General features: G+C 36.8%; 13 protein-coding genes. 2 read left to right on the top strand and 11 right to left on the bottom strand.

Annotated elements, in window-relative coordinates:
* Positions 1 to 4: 4 nt before the first annotated feature.
* From mmsA to ACFFIS_RS18155, 11 genes are all read right to left on the bottom strand, one after another.
* The gene (gene mmsA / locus ACFFIS_RS18105) at positions 5 to 1537 is read right to left on the bottom strand and encodes a multiple monosaccharide ABC transporter ATP-binding protein (RefSeq protein WP_390188652.1); all 1533 of its coding nucleotides are present in this window, start codon (positions 1535 to 1537) and stop codon (positions 5 to 7) included.
* 84 nt (positions 1538 to 1621) lie between these two features.
* Positions 1622 to 2707: a multiple monosaccharide ABC transporter substrate-binding protein gene (gene chvE, locus ACFFIS_RS18110; RefSeq protein ID WP_390188680.1), complete on the bottom strand. Its 1086-nt coding sequence runs from the start codon at positions 2705 to 2707 to the stop codon at positions 1622 to 1624.
* 256 nt (positions 2708 to 2963) lie between these two features.
* Complete coding sequence (locus ACFFIS_RS18115) at positions 2964 to 4088, bottom strand: GntR family transcriptional regulator (protein WP_390188654.1); 1125 nt, start codon at positions 4086 to 4088, stop codon at positions 2964 to 2966.
* Between the two features lie 375 nt (positions 4089 to 4463).
* On the bottom strand, positions 4464 to 6053 hold the full coding sequence (locus tag ACFFIS_RS18120; RefSeq protein WP_390188655.1) for a xylulokinase: 1590 nt from the start codon (positions 6051 to 6053) through the stop codon (positions 4464 to 4466).
* 120 nt (positions 6054 to 6173) lie between these two features.
* A complete protein-coding gene (araA, locus tag ACFFIS_RS18125; protein ID WP_320380060.1) occupies positions 6174 to 7598 on the bottom strand; it encodes an L-arabinose isomerase in 1425 nt (474 codons plus the stop codon).
* A gap of 26 nt (positions 7599 to 7624) precedes the next feature.
* Entirely contained in the window at positions 7625 to 8320 is a 696-nt protein-coding gene (locus ACFFIS_RS18130; RefSeq protein ID WP_320380061.1) for an L-ribulose-5-phosphate 4-epimerase, read from the bottom strand.
* Positions 8321 to 9011: 691 nt separating this feature from the next.
* The gene (locus tag ACFFIS_RS18135; protein WP_390188656.1) at positions 9012 to 9836 is read right to left on the bottom strand and encodes a carbohydrate ABC transporter permease; all 825 of its coding nucleotides are present in this window, start codon (positions 9834 to 9836) and stop codon (positions 9012 to 9014) included.
* A gap of 10 nt (positions 9837 to 9846) precedes the next feature.
* Positions 9847 to 10764, bottom strand: coding sequence for a carbohydrate ABC transporter permease (locus tag ACFFIS_RS18140; RefSeq protein WP_390188658.1), 918 nt, complete (start codon positions 10762 to 10764; stop codon positions 9847 to 9849).
* Positions 10757 to 11347 (bottom strand): hypothetical protein, encoded by a 591-nt coding sequence (locus tag ACFFIS_RS18145; RefSeq protein ID WP_390188660.1) that lies wholly within the window; start codon positions 11345 to 11347, stop codon positions 10757 to 10759. Before ACFFIS_RS18145 ends, ACFFIS_RS18140 begins: the two co-directional genes overlap by 8 nt.
* Before the next feature lie 33 nt (positions 11348 to 11380).
* On the bottom strand, positions 11381 to 12667 hold the full coding sequence (locus ACFFIS_RS18150) for an extracellular solute-binding protein (protein WP_390188662.1): 1287 nt from the start codon (positions 12665 to 12667) through the stop codon (positions 11381 to 11383).
* A gap of 756 nt (positions 12668 to 13423) precedes the next feature.
* Entirely contained in the window at positions 13424 to 14710 is a 1287-nt protein-coding gene (locus ACFFIS_RS18155) for a family 4 glycosyl hydrolase (protein WP_390188664.1), read from the bottom strand.
* A 1358-nt stretch (positions 14711 to 16068) separates the two neighbouring features.
* Between ACFFIS_RS18155 and ACFFIS_RS18160 the strand changes: the two genes are divergently transcribed.
* Entirely contained in the window at positions 16069 to 17772 is a 1704-nt protein-coding gene (locus tag ACFFIS_RS18160; RefSeq protein WP_390188666.1) for a methyl-accepting chemotaxis protein, read from the top strand.
* Positions 17773 to 18115: 343 nt separating this feature from the next.
* The gene (locus ACFFIS_RS18165; RefSeq protein ID WP_390188668.1) at positions 18116 to 19066 is read left to right on the top strand and encodes a nucleoside hydrolase; all 951 of its coding nucleotides are present in this window, start codon (positions 18116 to 18118) and stop codon (positions 19064 to 19066) included.
* Positions 19067 to 19171 lie beyond the last annotated feature (105 nt).

Here is a 19171-nt window from a genome sequence, read left to right on the forward strand (position 1 = left end):
GTATTTACCCCCTACTTTGCGTCATGTACTTCATAAGTATTTCTTGATTTACATCACACTTTTCAATATCCCCTGTGATTTTTCCTTCGCTAAGGGTATAAATCCGATCACACATGCCGATTAATTCCGGTAATTCAGATGAAATCATCATAATACTTTTTCCTTGTTCAGCAAGTTCGTTTATTATTTTATATATTTCGAATTTTGCACCCACATCAATTCCACGTGTCGGCTCATCCAATATCAAAATATCTGGATTAGTAAAAATCCATTTTCCCAATACTACTTTTTGCTGGTTACCACCACTAAGATTAATAGTCTTTTGTTGGATATGAGGAGCCTTTATGTTTATCTTTGATTTTAATTGTTCAGCTTCTACAACTTCTTTACTTGTATTTAATATATTTTTATTGGATACTTCCTTTAAGTTTGCTAAGGAAAGGTTATTTTTAATACTATCAATCAATACTAAACCATATTCCTTTCTGTTTTCAGAAACATAGGCAACACCATGTTTAATTGCTTGATTAACATTTTTAAAAGTTACTTCTTTCCCATCTTTATAGAGCTGACCGGTTATCTTTTTCCCATATGACTTACCAAAGACACTCATCGCAAGTTCAGTTCTACCTGCTCCCATCAATCCAGCTATACCAATGATTTCCCCACGCTTTACTTTTATATTGACGTCATGCAATATTTGGCGCTCTTGATCAAGCGGATGATAGACATTCCAGTTTTTTATTTCAAAAACAACTTCATTTACAATATTAGGAGTTCGTTCTGGAAATAAATTTTTCAAATCTCGACCAACCATATCTTTAATAATTTGGTTTTCGGTTACTTGATCTGCTTTTATAGCATATGAATGTATGGTTTGACCATCGCGCAAAACAGTTATGCTATCAGAGACTTTAAATAGCTCCTTTAATTTATGAGAGATAAGGATTGAGGTAATTCCTTGTTTCTTAAACTCTAATAACAAGTTTAATAGATTCTCACTATCTTCTTCATTCAAGGCTGCCGTCGGTTCGTCCAAAATTAATAGTTTAACCCTTTTTGAAAGTGCCTTTGCAATTTCTACTAATTGCTGCTGACCTACCCCTATATTTTTAACCTTTTCTTGGGGATCTATGTTTAATCCTACCTTTTTCAGTAATTCCCTCGTTTGTACGATAGTTTCATTCCAATTTATAACTCCATTTTTCGCTTGCTCATTCCCTAAGAAAATATTTTCTGCAATTGATAATTCTGGTATGAGTGCAAGTTCTTGATGGACAATAACGATTCCTTGACTCTCACTATCATTGATATCTTTAAATTTACATGGGTTATTTTGAAAAACGATATCCCCTTCATATGTACCATGTGGATGAACACCGCTAAGCACTTTCATTAATGTCGATTTTCCAGCTCCGTTTTCTCCTATAAGTGCATGAATTTCCCCTTCTTGAACTTTTAGATTAACGTTTTCTAAAGCTTTCACACCCGGGAATGTCTTTGTGATTTGTTTCATCTCCAATATTGTTCGAACCATGATTATCACACCCTTAAAGTTAAAATAAGGAGGATGACTTAACAAGTTAACATGCTAAATCATCCTAAATTCCAACCTCTTTTCTTACTGTAATTCCTCTTCTGTAAAGTATCCCGTATCAACAAGTTTTTCTTTGTAGTCGTCAATATCAACAGATACTGGTTCAATCAAATATGATGGAACAACTCTTTCTCCATTATCATAGGTTTCAGTATCATTCACATCAGGCTCCTCACCTTTAAGTACAGAGTCTGCCATATTAACTGCCTTCTTCGCTAAATCTCTAGTATCTTTAAATATTGTCTGCGTTTGTTCTCCAGCAATAATAGATTTAATGGAAGATAATTCAGCATCTTGTCCCGTTACAATAGGCATTGGATTGTTTCCTGTTCCATATCCTACAGCTTTCAATGATGAAATTACACCACGACTAATCCCATCAAACGGTGAATATACAACATCAATTTTTTCATCTGAATAATGCGCACTTAATAAGTTATCCATCCGTTCTTGCGCTTTTGCCCCATCCCAACGAAGTGTTGCTCCTTGTTCGAAACTCATTTGGCCACTTTTCACTACTAATTTTCCTTCATCAATATATGGCTGTAGGATTGACATCGCGCCATCCCAGAAAAAGTAAGCATTATTATCATCCGGTGAACCTGCAAATAATTCAATATGAAATGGCCCATCCTCATCTTCTAAACCTAACTTTTCCTCAATATACTTACCTTGTAATACACCTACTTGGAAATTATCGAAAGTTGCATAATAACTTACATGATCACTGTTCATAATGAGGCGATCATATGCAATTACTGGTATATCCTGGTTTTTTGCTTTTTCCAATACGTCTGTAAGTGCTTCTCCATCAATTGAAGCAATTACAAGAATGTCTACACCTTTCGTTATCATATTTTCTATTTGTGAAACTTGGTTTTCTACTACATCTTCCGCATATTGTAAATCTACTTTATACCCGAGTGCTTCAAATTCTTTCTTCATATTGTCGCCATCTTTTACCCATCTTTCAGAGGATTTAGTTGGCATAGCTAATCCAACAGTTTGCGACTTGCCCCCGTCTTTTCCATCCCCACTTGTGTTGCCACTACAGCCTACCAGCGCAAATACAAGAAATACAACAGATAAAAGCCAACCTACTTTCTTCATCATCATCTTTCCCCCTATTAATTAATTATTTTTTTGTATACAGGATTATTTCCGCTATAATTTAGATAGCGCTTTCATATAATTTCAAAAAAATATGTACCCTGTATCAACGTCCACATAAATGGTTCGTACATCATTCCATGTTTACTCGATAATCTTGTACGTACAATTATTATAAATCAGTTCAGAATATAATGCAATAAGGATTTTAAAATATTTAAACAAAAAAAATCCACCTTTAAACTAGATGGATTTTTTATGTCAATGCCTCTGTCTCATTCAGCTTTTTTGTAGAAGATCTAATTTGAAGTTTAGGTTCAAATACAATGGAGCTCATACTATTCGCCTCTGCACTTTTATTATCATTCTTCAAATTGATTAGTTCAATTATTTTATTGGCTGCTGCCTCACCTAATTTACTTTTAGGATGGACTATAGAAGTGAGCTTCACCTCTGATATCTCAGCTAAAAACGAATCATCGTAGCCCACTATTGATAAATCATCGGGTATACGTATATCTTTTTTTCTTAATATATCAAGTATTTTTAAGGCTAATTCATCATTATAACAAATTAATCCAGTTGGGATCTTGGCTGTATTAGACAACAACCTATCAAGTTTTTCAAGAAAGATTTCGTCTTTTTCTTCTGTTGTGTAGGTAATAATATTCCCAGGATTAATTGGAATTCTATTTTGCCTATGTGCTTTTAAAAATCCCCTCATCCTCTTAGTTCCTTGTGCGTCATCGGTTTTAAAACATCCTATAATATCTCGATGGCCTAATTTTATCAGATGCTCCGCCTGTAAAAATCCTCCCTTTTCATCATCCATCACAACGTTTATCGGCTCTAGTTCATCATAATAAGCATTAATCATAATATAAGGAATCGATAGATGTTCCAAGTTCAAATAATAACTTATATTTGGATTTGCGTATGCACTTTTCGTTGGCTCCACAATGACCCCATCAAAAAATTGTGTTAATATTTTTTCCAAAATACGCTTTTCATTTTCATGCTGATTATTTGTGCTAAAAATGCTTACCTGGTATCCTTCTTCACTTAAACGGGCTTCTGCTCCCCGAATAATGGAAGGGAATATATAATCTGAAATATAAGTTGTTATAATGGCGATGCTCTTTTGATTCCCTTGATTCATATTTTGACTTGATCTATCAGCACAAAATGTACCTGACCCCTGTTCTCGATATAGCAACCCTTTCGTTACTAAATCACCAATTGCAAGTCGCACTGTATGTCGACTCACACCAAATTCACTCATTAATTCACTTTCTGAACTAATCTTTTGATGTGGTACGTATGTCCCATCAATTATCCTAGATTTAATTGCATTTTTTACCATGCTATACTTTGTTGTCACTTCGGCACCTTCCTCGCAAACACGCACATTTACATATTCTTTTATACAAAAGGTTTAATGATAATTTTTACACCTTATATCAATTGTTAGAACTAAACCAAAAACATATTAGTATATGTTAAGTTTAACATACATTACATCCATTAGACCGTAAATATTCACTTGATTCATTAAGGAATTTTACTGTTATTACCAAACATCTATAAACAGCTTCACAATTTCCCCTAATTTCCTCCAACTAACTAGTAGAATAGAGTAAACATGCTTGATGCCAAGACAAATTATTACACATCGTCATTTTCTACTATGTATAACAGCTGTCTCCACCACTTTGAATAGTTATGAATGATTTAGCTCTAACAAAACGGGGAAAAATCATTGCAGGGCATCAATAGCAGTACGTTCGACTTTGAGAATCGATTGGTAACGATCCATATAAGTTGAAAAACTACGTTTACCTTCCCTTGTTGGTTTTAGCATCTTCATTTTTCCCTTTGCAAATACTTCATTTGCAAGATATTCTTCCAATGTTTGATTGAATTTTTTATTTACCGCGTATGCTGCAAGGATTGCCATACCCCACGGGCCGCCTTCTCCAGCTGTATTCATTACAGCAATAGGAATCCCGACCGCATCCGCCATGAATTGTTGCCCAACTTTTTCAGTTTTAAAAAAGCCACCATGACCTAGCATGTAATCCACGTGTACCTTTTCTTCTTCAGTAAGTAAATCCATCCCAATTTTTAATGTTGCCAAAGCGGCATAAATTTGAGATCGCATGAAGTTCGGCAAAGTCAATTTACTATCTGGCATTCTTACTAGTAATGGACGTCCCTCTTCAAATCTTGTAATAGGCTCTCCAGCATAGTAATTACAACTAACTAAACCGCCTACATCCTCTTCTGCTTCTAAAGCTTTCTTAAACAGAATAGCGTATAACTCACCCATATCCACATCTGTTCCGTGTGCCTGCAAAACTTCTGCAAATAAACTAGTCCAAGCATTGATATCAGATGTAAAATTGTTGCAATGAACCATCGCTACTGGTTTCCCTGTTGGCGTCGTCACCATATCTATTTCCGTATAATAATTGGAAAGAGCTTTTTCCAAAACAATCATGGAAAAAATAGAAGTTCCAGCCGAAACATTACCTGTACGCTCCACCACGCTGTTAGTCGCCACCATACCGGTTCCAGCATCTCCCTCAGGTGGACAAATTGGAATCCCTGCTTGCAATATGCCTGTTGGGTCCAACAATTTTGCTCCCACTTCCGTTAACATACCGGCATGGTCTCCTGCAGTTAGGACTTTGGGTAAAATGTTTTCCAACTTCCATTGGTATCCATCATGCTTCGTTAAATCATTGAATTTTTCCATCATGTGACGGTTATAATCACCAGTATCACTATCAATAGGAAACATCCCAGATGCTTCTCCTACACCGAGAACTTTTTCTCCAGTCAATTTCCAATGTATATAACCAGCTAAAGTTGTTAAAAAATCAATATCATTTACATGCTCTTCCTTATCTATCATTGCTTGATAAAGATGGGCTATACTCCAGCGTTGCGGTATATTAAACTGGAATAATGATGTTAACGATTCTGCTGCCTTTTCAGTCGTAGTATTTCTCCATGTTCGAAAAGCGGTCAGTTGTTTACCTGTTGCATCAAATGGTAGATAACCATGCATCATTGCGGAAAATCCCATTGCCCCTACTTTAGATAAGGCTATACCATAATTCCTTTTCACATTATGGGACAATTGACGATACGCCGCTTGCACACCTGTCCAAACATCATCTAAATGGTACGTCCACACCCCATCCTCAAAGCGATTTTCCCAATTGGATTCACCACTTGCTATCGTTACATGGTCTGGCCCAATTAATACTGCCTTAATCCGTGTCGAACCAAGCTCAATCCCTAGGGTAGTTTTCTCCAAGTCTAACAATCTCTGGTCCATGTTTTCATCCCCTCAAATGATTTAAAAAAACTTATTATGAATCAACACCACTGTAAAAAGCCTTATAAAAAAGGAGCATTCTATAATTAATGTTACAGAAGACTCCTAATACGAATAGCTTTACTCGATGACAACATACTCAAGATCTACCATTTTAGCCCAATCCTTCATTTGTTCAACAGAAAGAGCAAGGGAAACAACAGTGTGATGGCCACCACCTGCTTCAATCCATCGCGTTATGCCTTCTTTGAAGTTTGGATAAGGTCTCCATATTACGCGTGCTACTGGTAATTTCGGAGCTTCAGAATTTGGTATTTCTGCTTCCACCTTATTAATCATGAGACGATAATGGGTACCTAAGTCAAGCATGGATACAACTACACCCTGTCCTGCCTTTCCATCAAATACTAAACGTGCAGGATCCTCCTTACCACCTATCCCTAATGGTTGTACGACAACACGAGGTTTTGTCTCCGCCATTGTTGGATCAACTTCTAACATGTGCGATTGTAAAATATATTCATTTTCCTCAACTAAATTGTACGTATAATCTTCCATGAAACCAGTTGCTACATTCTTGGACATAATTTTCATCAACCTATCCAATGCAGCAGTCTTCCAATCCCCTTCTCCTGCAAATCCATATCCTTCTGCATTCAATCTTTGAACAGCCATCCCTGGAAGTTGCTTCATCCCGTGCAAGTCTTCAAAATTAGTTGTAAAAGCTGTATATCCACCTGCCTGCAAAAATCTTCTTAATGCTATTTCAATTTTAATTTGTTCTTTTACTTGCCCCTCAAAATAGTATGTATCGTTGTCAGCATAATCAAATTCATATAATAACCGGCATTCTTCAAAAGTTATTTGAATTTCTTCGTCAGTCACTTTGGACATCTCTTCTACTAAATCACCGATACCGTAATAATCCACAGTCCAGCCAAATTGTATGGCGGCCTCCACTTTGTCGCCTTCTGTTACAGCAACATTCCGCATATTGTCTCCAAAACGAGCCACCTTAATATTTTGACTCTCCGTAAATCCAACAGCAGAAACCATCCACTCCGAAACTTCCTTTTTAGTAGTTTCATTGGACCAATGCCCGACAACAATTTTATTATTTTTCTTTAAACGGGCATTAATGAAGCCATATTCTCTGTCTCCGTGAGCACTTTGGTTCAAGTTCATAAAATCCATATCTATATTTTCCCAAGGTATTTCTTTATTGAACTGCGTTGCTAAATGAAGCAATGGTTTTTGTAGCAGTTTCGTTCCTGCTATCCACATTTTTGCTGGAGAAAAGGTATGCATCCATGTAATAACACCCGCTACTTTGTCCTGGTAATTAACTTCTTTCATTACAGCTTTAATCTCGTCTGACGTTGTAACAACTTCTTTAAAAACAAGCCGATATGGTAAATTCCCATGATTATTTAATTCATCCGCCATTATTATTGCGTGTTCACGTACTTCTCTCAAGGTTTCTTCCCCATATAAATGTTGACTCCCTACTACAAACCAAAATTCTCTCTCTCCAATTTTCAACATGCAAACACTTCCCTTCATTTATAATTTTACTTTTGACCGTAATAAGCATTTTTGCCATGTTTTCTTAAATAGTGTTTATCTAGCAAGTCTTGGCTCATCTCAATACTAGTTGGATTGATTTGCATCGTATGGTAAGTCATTTCCGCCACACGTTCTAATACAACAGCATGATAGACAGCGCTCGCAGGGGAATCGCCCCACGTAAATGGACCATGGTCATTTACTAATACACCCGGTACTTGATTTGGATTAATTTGACGCTTTTTAAAAGTTTCGATTATTACTGACCCCGTTTGCTTCTCATATTCATCTTCTATTTCCTCTTTTTTCATTTGTCTTGTGACAGGAATAGAACCATAAAAATAATCAGCTTGGGTAGTTCCCGCTGCTGGAATATCTCTCCCAGCTTGTGCAAAGGAGACTGCCCATGGGGAATGAGTATGTACAATTCCTTTTATATTTGAAAATGCTTTATACAACTCAACATGTGTCGCTGTATCACTAGATGGATTCAAGTCACCTTCAACCTTTTTTCCCTCCAAATCCACAACCACCATATTTTCTGGTGATAATTGCTCATACTCTACACCACTAGGTTTTATCACGATATATCCGTTTTCTCTATCAATCCCACTAACATTACCCCACGTAAAAGTAATTAAATTGTTCTTCGGAAGAAGCATATTAGCCTCGTACACTTCCCTTTTTAAGTCCCCAAGCATCTTTAACCACCCTTTCAACTCCATTATTATAAGTAGCTTTCAATGCAACATTACTTAGATCACCCTATAGCATCCTTCATTTGAATTTTAATTTTTGATTTTAATTTTTGATTTTCACGGTTAACAATTGCACCGACCTTCACTAACTTTATAATCATCATTATTAAAAAAGCGCTTTCAAATATATATTACACAACTTATACGTACAGGTCAATACGATTTTATCATTAAGGTACGTACATTTCGTATCCCTTTCCATTTCTTTATCATGCACAGTGGATACATCGTGCACACGCTTTTTATTTGGATTTATATAGAAATATTGAATCGATGGGGGTTTGGGGGTTTGGGGGTTTGGGGGTTTGGGGGTTTGGGGGTTTGGGGGTTTTTCCAAATTACCTGCTGATTATTAGTTGAACTAATCGGCTTTTGCAAGTTCTTACTTTCCAAGCATATTCTCAAATTCTTGAAGTGGCTTCAGATACTATGTAATGAATCCCTCATTCACTTAGGTTATACTCGGGCACCTACCAAAATCTCTCAGACACGTAACATCCACACAAGCAAAAAAAACAGACCTATATAATTAGGACTGCTTTATGATTGAGCTTTAATTGGGGTCAGACCCCAAATTTATGATTCGCCATACTTTACTCACCACCAAATGAAACACGAGAACCGTCCCCATGTTTCATTTCCCGCCTGTTAATGAGATTCCTTCTACTATGCGGGTTTGGAATATCAGAAATACAATGACCATTGGGATGACGGCTAATGTGCTCATTCCCATAATCGTATTCCACTGGATTCCACCTGCATCAGAGGTGCCGTACAATGAAATACCAACCGGTAATGTTCGCATATCACTTGTTGTGGTCACGATAACTGGCCATAAATAAGCGTTCCAATTACCTAGAAATGTTAAAATTCCTAATGCAGATAATGCTGGCTTTACTTGTGGCATCGCAATTTTCCACCAGATTTTAAATTCACCCATTCCGTCAATGCGTGCAGCATCCAACATATCGTTTGGCACGCCCGACATAAATTGTCGCATTAAAAATACGCCGAATGCCTCGATAATACCGGGGAACATAATGCCCCAATATGTATCAATCCAACTTAATTCACTGCTTAACACATACCAAGGAATAACAAGCATTTCTGTTGGAATCATCATCGTACTTAAAATGAGAATGAAAATGAGCCTCTTGGCGGGAAAGTTATACTTAGCAAATGTGAATCCGATTAATGCACAGAAAAGCAAATTCGTAATCGTAACAGTAACCGCTACAACAAAGCTATTTGCATACCATCTCACATATTCCGTTTTGTTAAATATAAATGCATATGATGAAAAATCTATCTTTTTAGGCAGAAAAGAGAACTTATAAAAATCTGGTAAACTTTTAAAGGATGAAAGGATCATCCATACAAACGGAAAAGCTACAATAATTATGCCAATCCAAAGTAACAAATGAATAAAGAGATTGGACAATTTCACACGTTTTGTCATGGATTCCCCCCTATAATTCATAGCTTTTATTTAAAACCCTCAACTGAATGAGCGTAACGATTAAAATTAATAGGAATAACACAACCGTAATGGCAGACGCGTATTCTAAATTATAATCTCTAAATCCTTGCTTATACATGTAAACCGCTATACTTGATGTACTATTCAAAGGCCCTCCTAACGAGCCAGAACTTCCGCCAGTTAAATTTACAATTTGTGTAAATATTTGCAACGTCTGTATAGCACCAATTACCGTTAAAAATACAATTGTTGGATTTAATAACGGAAACGTAATTCCCCAGAACATCCTCCATTTATTCGCACCGTCAATTTTAGCAGCCTCATAAAATTGTTTCGGAATTCCTTTTAAACCGGCTAAAAAAATCAACATAGAAAACCCTACCATTTGCCAAATTAACATTGCGCTCACACATAATAGTGCAAGCTTTGGATCCGATAACCAGTCTTGTTGTGGCAAATGCAACCATTTTAATACCTGATTTAACACACCATTATGCGGGTCATAAAGCAAGCGCCAAACCCAGCTCACCGCAACAATTGATGTCATATAAGGCAAGAAAAACATGATCCGATAAAACCAACTAAACCGGTTTACTCTATCAATCGCTAACGCAATTAACAATCCTAGCGTAAGCTGAATCGGTACAGTAACAATAAAATATAAGAACGTATTTAATAGTGATCTTTTAAACTCCGCATCTTGCAGCATGGTCATATAATTTCCTAATGACCTGCCTTCTTCTCCAATTACCGTAAATGACATCGCAAATGCATACAACGTTGGAAATATGCGAATGCCAACAAAAAACAAGAGTGGAATAATTAAAAATGCATAAGCCGTTAGCGCCTGTCTCGACCGCAACTTTATTGAAACACGGCGAAGTGATCCACCTTTATGTTTACTCACAATATCCTCCTTTCAAAAAAGCTGAGCGTTCGATTGTCACTATGAGACGCTCAGCTTGCTTAATATGAAAATATTCAAGCCAAATCTCATTCAGCAGGGATACTCGCATCTCACCTGCAGATTGATAGTTGAATTCAGCAAGGGCAGGTTTTTTCCAGCAGAAACTCCCCAATCCCATCGAACGCTTGTAGTTTGGCTTGTGGGAGCGGGCTTCTACCACGATTTCCGAAACTTCTACCATAGATGTGCAAGCTTCTACCATGATTTCAGCAACTTCTACCATAGATGTGCAAGCTTCTACCACGATTCCAGCAACTTCTACCATAGATAAGCAATCTTCTACCACGATTTCCGAAACTTCTACCATAGATGGACAATCTTCTACCACGATTTCCGAAACTTCTACCATAGATGTGCAATCTTCTACCATGATTTCAGCAACTTCTACCATAGATGTGCAAGCTTCTACCACGATTCCAGCAACTTCTACCATAGATAAGCAATCTTCTACCACGATTTCCGAAACTTCTACCATAGATGGACAATCTTCTACCGCGGCTGGGTATTCTACCCCAATTCCCATTCCACAACACCTAACTCCTTACTATCTGCCTAATCATTCTCCATAGAACTCATCCCGTACTTCTTGCAGCTCTTCTACCATTTGATTAAATGCTTCTTCGATATCGGCATTTTCCAATAATATTTTGTCTGTGGCATGGATGACGATATCTCGTTCTTTTTCTTCGTGAACAAAAGGTGTCGCGTGTGCTTTTTCTAGTCCTTCTATAAATGGCGCATAGATTGGATCACTTGAAATTTCCTCGTCGTCTGCTAAAGATGCTGCTGCTGGTAATTCACCGACGTTTTCTAACCAACCTTTTTGAGTTTCCTCAGAGATTAAAAACTCGAGGAATTTCTGACTTGCTTCTAATTTTTCACCACTTACATCTTTTGTAATTGCATTTGTCCAATAGGATCCAAAGTTCGATTCTAGACCACCTTTTTCACGGACAGGTAATGTTGTTACACCCCATTCAAAATCATTATTTTCCTTATAGGCTGCAATGTTAAATGATCCGTCAATCACCATTGCGGTTCGCCCTGAACTAAAACTTGTAACTGGTGTTTCCATAAAATCGGCATCACCTATTTTATGTTCTGTTGTCATATCCATCCAAAATTTAAAAGCTTCAACCGCTTCAGGTTTTGAATTCCATTGAACAGTACGTTGATCTTCACTGTACGGCTCAACTCCCCATTGACGTAATAATACTTGCGGAATAACGTGTTGCCCTTGCGCTGCAATATTCCAGGCAAAACCTGCCTGTTCATAGCGATCATCACCATCGCGAATTGTCATCTTCTTCCCCATATCAACAAGTTCATCCCATGTTTCTGGTGGAGCTTCTGGGTCTAAACCTGCTTCTTCAAACAATTCCTTATTCCAAAATAAAGCTAAAGAGCGCACTGCGATAGGGATTGTGTAATACTTATCTTCGTATTTAGATGTTTGAATCATGGGCACATAATAATCTTCAATTTCCGCTGTACTCATGAAATCCTCTGGAATCGGTTGAATATACCCTTGTTTGACAAAGTTAGGTATCCAACCATAATAAATATTTAAAATATCCGGCGCTTTATTCGCATGCATCGCAGCTGTAATTTTGTCATTATACTGGTCATACGGGAAATCTTGGGCAACTACTTTAATATCCGGGTTCTCTGCCTCAAACTTTTCTATGAGCCTATCAATCTCCTCTACTTTCGATGGAAATGTGTATTGCCAATACGTAATCGTTACTTGGTCTGCATTTTTCCCGTCCTTGTTGCTACTACAACCGACCAAAACCAAAACGCCGGTTAATACGAACACGAACGCAAATCTACAAATCCTCATCGTCTTTCCCCCTCTATTAAATTGTAAAAATGACTTAACCTTCTTGTCACAACTCTTATCGTGTTCTCAAACATCATATGGCGAGTTTTCTCAATAACCCCCGCAATGATATCTTCCTATTATCTCGATTCTTCTTTACACTTTCTTCTAACCCCTATACAATCATTCAATTTTGGAGAATTGTTTGCGTACGGCAGTGAACTTTTGTATTTCCTTTTCAAAATTCCTCCACAATGAGTATTTTCATTTTTACATGGACTATCTTTTATTCTTTTCTTTAAATAATTAATCAAGGATTTAATTTAGGAGTGATGGATGTGCACGTAAGGTAGTTGATTTTCGGGTTAAATATGTGGAAATATCAATTGTGAAATCAAATCCACCAACTTTCTACTTGTTCCTTCATGATTTTCATAAAGTGAATCGGTGGTCGTTGGATTTCTAGAAGTTTTCATACAGCTGAAAGAGTTGCTGAGGATAAAGCATCGTGGTCCGCATGTACATCATGATTTGGGTAAAGTGAGTCTATAATAGTCAATTTTACTACTTCAAATACTTGTTAAAATTTGTTAGCTATCATTATTTGCTCCCTATATTGCAATGTCTTATCTTGCATCTGCCATAAAGCGAAGTTTCAATTCGCAATGTTCCACTTCCCCTGGCGATTGTCATGTTTCACTTTATGTAATAGAATACTAAATTTCGCAAAAATTATATTATTGTATCCAACTTCTAATACGCTAGATAAGAGAATAGTTAATTGGGAAACTGTGGTAAGTACGGTTTGTTAATCTGCATCAATTCTTCATAAATTTGGAGGGCCGCTTTTGCACTTGGAATGTTCGGATCAGTCAATAAAGCTTGCACCACTAATTGATCATCACCGAATACCCCAGCATCCACAACGAGATGTTGAATATCGATTTGTTGTTTACATAAAGCCGCAATCCCCCGCGGAAGTGCACCCCCAGCTAACCCATGAATACCTAATCCACTTACAACTGCCGGAACTTCCACTACTGCGTCTCCAGGTAAATTTGCGATAAGGCCGTCATTTAAAATATTGACAGAAACAATGCATTCATTTGTATGATGTGTCATCCCATTTATAATCATAAAGGCATTTTCCCCAGAAGGAACAATCAATTTTTCATCAATTGGTACCTCCCCATTTATGATACCATCTAATACTTCAACTACATCTTTCCTCCTTTTCTCATACGCTACAAAATCGTAACCATCCGCGGGAATCATTTCATGCGCATACGGGAAAAATTCACCAAGATGACCATCACCAGATGTAGGAAAAAGTCCATATTGCCGAAAAATAAATCGCGACAGCTTTGCATATTCCGGATCATACGTTCTCTCCTTCTCACGAAATAAGGGATATAAATCTTCACCTGTGAGCTTATCCCTTATATCCACCATCCAAGTAAAATGATTTATTCCCCATGCTTTTACGTCAATGTGCGCTTTATCGATATTCGTAATCGTAGAAACAATTTCTATTCCTGCTTTTATTTGGTGACATAGGCCAACTACTTTCACATTCGTATATTTATTAATCGCAATGCAAAGTCGGCTTTCGGGATTCGTAAAATTAATGAGCAACGCATCTGGGCAAAGTTCCTCCATATCACGACAAATTTCTAATATGATTGGTATATTTCGCATTGTATGAAACACCGCACCAGGGCCCACATTTTCCCCAAGCACATGGTTAATCCCATATTTTTTCGGAATCGCAAAATCTTGCTTCCACATTTTAACCCGATCTATCGCAACGGATAAAATAACAAAATCTGCACCGGGTAATACTTCTTTTCGATTTGTTGTATACAAAATATTGTATTCCGCACCCAATGCATCATTCATCTTTTGTGCAGCCGAGGCCATCCTTTTTACTGCTGCTTCATTTATATCTACTAAAACGAGTTCACTCCCCCATAATGACTTTGTTGAAAATGCATCCTTTAACATGCTCAAACCAAAAATCGCACTACCCGCACCAATAATGACTATTTTTGGCAGCTTAGCCATTCACAACATCCCCCCATAAACAAATAAAAAAAGCCACATTCTGTTAGAACTATTGTATTATCACAACAGCAACGATATACCCACTAAATTAATTTGACACACCGGGACGTGACACACCGGGACGGTTCTCGTGTTTCACTTTCTCTTAGTGTGGCGTGAGGGGATTCTTGTCCCATTCATTAAATGCCACCTACTAGGGGCAATGTTCATTTAGAAAAGGGTTTTTCAAAATACGTTCAAATAAAAGTTACTATTGTAACGGTGTATGTATCAAAATGGAAGAATTAAATCCCTTTCAGACTGTATATAAATGATAGTTTAAGACTGTACTCAAACCGACGATTTGTTAATTCTAATCAAAAAGCTCCACCCATCATCCGCAACAACAAAATAAAAGTGCAACTATTGCCATAAATAACCAACCTATTTTTCTCAAAACCATGAAACACGAGAACCGTCCCCATGTTTCACCCATGTTTCACTCATCTTGCGTTTTTGATAAAGTTGGCGTATCATAATAGTGTCTTGAAAATAGGTAAAAAGTACTATCTTAATGTTCGCCAACTTGGTAGAGATGTTTGGAAGTGAAGGTCTCCTTTAAGTCACATGTGTTGATTATTTGACTTCAATTTTATTTAGTATATCCTACCATATATTTTTTAACATATAACTAAGGAGAGTCGCAAAACCCATACTGTACATAATAAATTACACCTCTTATCGCAACGGAACAATTTCATCTATTCCAAAGATATGATACTGATAACCATATCAGTAGAACATTAACTCATCATTTATTCTTTCAATCATGTATTCTTTCATTCCTATTAGTAATAAATTATAGAATTACGCAGGATACAATATTTGATGCCAGTGAATAAGTTTTTCCCGTATGTCTTAAAGAGAGAATGCCATACTTTTTTGTGTGGAATTGAACAAGATGATAACGACTTTACACAACCCTTGTGATAAAAATGATGTATAAAAATGGTGTATAAAGGGTTTTTCGAATTCCCTTTTTAAATAATCATATTATTGATTGGAACATATTCTGATACTTTCTTTAAAAGATAGATTTTGTCATGAAGACATTTTTATTATTACAGTAATCATTTTAATAATCTTTAAATCAAATCATCCATGAGGCATGATATAAGCCAAAATAAAGCTTAACAAAATATATGGTGTAAATTTCTAGGCTCTATCTATTAGTTTGAATGTGAAGATTTTCACTTAATGAACTACCACGAATAGGATAGATCTAGGCCTAGGTAAATAATGTTCAGAAGATGTAACTTTTTTACCCTAAGCACATCCAAGATAAATACTATCATTTACATACTAGAAAGAGGTCAATTATGAAGAAACTATTCAGCTTTTTAAACTTTAAAAATCTACGAACCAAAATATTATTTGGGTTCTCCATCGTGATTGTACTAGCCATACTGCTAAGTTCATATACCATCTATTCAATTAGTAATATGAACAAAGAACTGAATGAAATAATGGATAAAGAACTTACGCTATTAATAACGGACGAACAATTAACGATAGACACAGCTAATAAAACGAGCCTAGTTCGCGGTTATTTATTGTACAATGATCCACAATATAAAAAGGAATTTGAATCTAATTTAGAATTAAATAAGGAATTAGAGGGTCGCGCTTTACAACTTAGTGACGCTAAAGAACTACAAACCTTGATTGATAAAAGAGCGAAATGGAACGCTTTTGCCCAAGATGTTTTTACAGCGTATGAGAATGGATATAAAGAAAAGGCAATGGAAATCATGCAAACATCCGTACGACCTCTTAGTACGGAATTAATGGCTGATTCGTTTAAGTTATCTAGCAAAAGAGAAACGGATATTAGAAAATTAGGTGATGAAATTAAAGAAAACGGTTCTTTAACCATAACGCTTGGCATCATTATTTCCGTACTAGTCATCGTTTTAGGGATTATCGTAGCGATGTTTACAGCATCTACTATTGTCAAACCAATTCGTACGGTCATGAGCCGAATGAAATTAATTGCTACTGGTGACCTCAATCATGAACCACTCGAAACCAAATTGAGGGATGAAGTTGGACAACTTGTTACATCCACTAATGATATGGGCGAAAGTATGCGTGACATTATGGTGAAGATTAATGATGTATCTTCAACTGTGTCCACCCATAGTGAAGAACTAATGCAATCAGCCAATGAAGTTCAATCAGGGACCGAGCAAATTTCTACTACAATGGAAGAATTAGCATCCGGTTCTGAAACGCAAGCAAGTCAATCAGGTGAATTATCCCAAATGATGACAACCTATATAGCAAGAATAGAAGAAGTGAATGAAAATGTAGTGCAAGTACAAGACGAGTCCACTCAAGTATTTGAGGTCACAAATGAAGGATCTGAACTCATGAATTCCTCCATGAATCAGATGGAAAATATTCATGAAATCGTGCAAGATGCAGTACAAAAAGTACAAGGTTTAGATACACAATCACAAGAAATTTCAAAATTAGTTGTTGTCATCAAGGATATTGCAGATCAGACAAATTTATTAGCTTTGAATGCGGCAATTGAAGCTGCAAGAGCTGGTGAGCACGGAAAAGGGTTTGCTGTCGTTGCAGAAGAAGTTCGTAAACTCGCAGAACAAGTTGCACATTCAGTAACGGATATTTCAGGCATCGTCAATAACATACAAAATGAATTTAGTGTTGTTACAAATTCCTTGCAAAACGGCTATCAAGAGGTTGAAAATGGAACGACACAAATTCGATTAACAGGTGAGAAATTTACTAGTATTCGGGATTCTGTAACAGAAGTAGTGGAAAGCATTAAAAACATTACGAATAACGTAACTGAAATAGCTTCAAATAGTCATGTAATGAATCGCTCCATTCAGGAAATTGCAGCTGTTTCCGAGGAATCTGCAGCAGGCATCGAGCAAACATCAGCATCCTCTCAACAAACAAGCAGCTCAATGGAAGAAGTAGCCGGAAGCGCAAACGAACTAGCCAAACTCGCAGAAGAACTAAACGGATTAGTACGACAATTTAAGCTTTGACACATGGGGACGGTTCTCGTGTTTCATTCGAGGAAGTTGACACATAGGTGGTGCGGGCAGCAAATAATTGGAAACTTTACATGATAGAAGGCACAATGAGTGACATAATTCTCATTGTGCCTTTTTCTATTTCTATGTAACTCCCAATTTCATTTCCCATGCCTTTGCATCAATTTAAATTAACTTATTCAGCAACTTCCTTTCATTCTTCTATGGAATTTTTAAAAAACAATGTATCGGAAAATGTGCGAACAATAAAATTAGTATATAATGTAAATCGAGACAGACCTCTTCGCTCTTTAAGAAGAAACTGAACTTGCAAGACAAATTAAATGAGGTGAATATGTTACGACGAGTAATTATTGATACGGATACAGCTGGAGACGATACCATTGCCATTTTAACTGCACTTCACCATTTTAAGGTGGAGGGTGTTACCATTACTGGTGGTAATGTCGACTTCGATCAAGAAGTAGAAAACGCGCTTTATACAATCCAAGTTGCGAATCCTAAGGAATATGTACCCGTATATAAAGGGTATGAAGGGCCAATTATCGCTTCTGGAGATGAACATCATACAACGGTTGAAGAAGTTCATGGTCGTGATGGCATGGGGGATGCTTTTTTCGAAAAGGCGACCCAAAGACCGGAGACAGGACATGCCGTTGACTTCATTATTGAGAAGGTAAAAGCAAATCCTGGGGAGATATCGTTATTAGCTATTGCGCCATTAACGAATATTGCGATGGCTATAAAGAAAGATCCGACAATTGTTAAGGCGATTCCTCATATTTATATCATGGGTGGAATTAATAATTCATTGGGAAATATCACCCCAGCAGCAGAATATAACTTTTATGTTGATCCGGAAGCAGCAAGGTTGGTATTACATTCGGGTATTCCTATTACAATGGTTGGTTGGGATATGTGTACCGAATACTCCATTATGGATGACGATGATCACAAAGATATTGAACAATTATCTACAGCAGGTTCCGACTTTTTTATAAAAATAAATAAGGTAGTAAAAGATTTCAATAAAAAAGTTCACCGACTTAATGGAACGACACATCCGGACACGTTATTGGTGGCCATCGCTGCGAATGAAGAATTGATGACAGCTTCCACACATTATTATGTGGATATCGAAACAAAAGGGGAGCTAACTAGAGGACATAATATAGTTGATATCAATAACCGTAGCGGCAAAAAGCCAAATGTCCGTGTATGTGAAGCCGTTAATAGAGAAGGATTTAAGAAAGTACTTATGAACGTATTAAATTCTATTTCATAAACACGGGGGTCAGACCCATTGGTCTTGCATGCATGGATAAAAATACCATAAGTTGAAAAAATGAACATTTTTATTTACAGAAATAAAAAAAGCTCCTATTGTAGA

The sequence above is a fragment of the Paracerasibacillus soli genome (genome assembly GCF_042432965.1).
GTDB classification, from domain to species: Bacteria; Bacillota; Bacilli; order Bacillales; family Amphibacillaceae; genus Paracerasibacillus; species Paracerasibacillus soli.

Excerpts from the sequence above, each read along its gene's own strand:
- ACFFIS_RS18120 (WP_390188655.1), bottom strand. The coding sequence starts at position 6,053 with ATGGACCAGAGATTGTTAGACTTGGAGAAAACTACCCTAGGGATTGAG.
- chvE (WP_390188680.1), bottom strand. The coding sequence starts at position 2,707 with ATGAAGAAAGTAGGTTGGCTTTTATCTGTTGTATTTCTTGTATTTGCG.
- ACFFIS_RS18135 (WP_390188656.1), bottom strand. The coding sequence starts at position 9,836 with ATGACAAAACGTGTGAAATTGTCCAATCTCTTTATTCATTTGTTACTT.
- ACFFIS_RS18165 (WP_390188668.1), top strand. The coding sequence starts at position 18,116 with ATGTTACGACGAGTAATTATTGATACGGATACAGCTGGAGACGATACC.
- ACFFIS_RS18150 (WP_390188662.1), bottom strand. The coding sequence starts at position 12,667 with ATGAGGATTTGTAGATTTGCGTTCGTGTTCGTATTAACCGGCGTTTTG.
- ACFFIS_RS18145 (WP_390188660.1), bottom strand. The coding sequence starts at position 11,347 with ATGGGAATTGGGGTAGAATACCCAGCCGCGGTAGAAGATTGTCCATCT.
- araA (WP_320380060.1), bottom strand. The coding sequence starts at position 7,598 with ATGTTGAAAATTGGAGAGAGAGAATTTTGGTTTGTAGTAGGGAGTCAA.
- ACFFIS_RS18130 (WP_320380061.1), bottom strand. The coding sequence starts at position 8,320 with ATGCTTGGGGACTTAAAAAGGGAAGTGTACGAGGCTAATATGCTTCTT.
- ACFFIS_RS18160 (WP_390188666.1), top strand. The coding sequence starts at position 16,069 with ATGAAGAAACTATTCAGCTTTTTAAACTTTAAAAATCTACGAACCAAA.
- mmsA (WP_390188652.1), bottom strand. The coding sequence starts at position 1,537 with ATGGTTCGAACAATATTGGAGATGAAACAAATCACAAAGACATTCCCG.
- ACFFIS_RS18155 (WP_390188664.1), bottom strand. The coding sequence starts at position 14,710 with ATGGCTAAGCTGCCAAAAATAGTCATTATTGGTGCGGGTAGTGCGATT.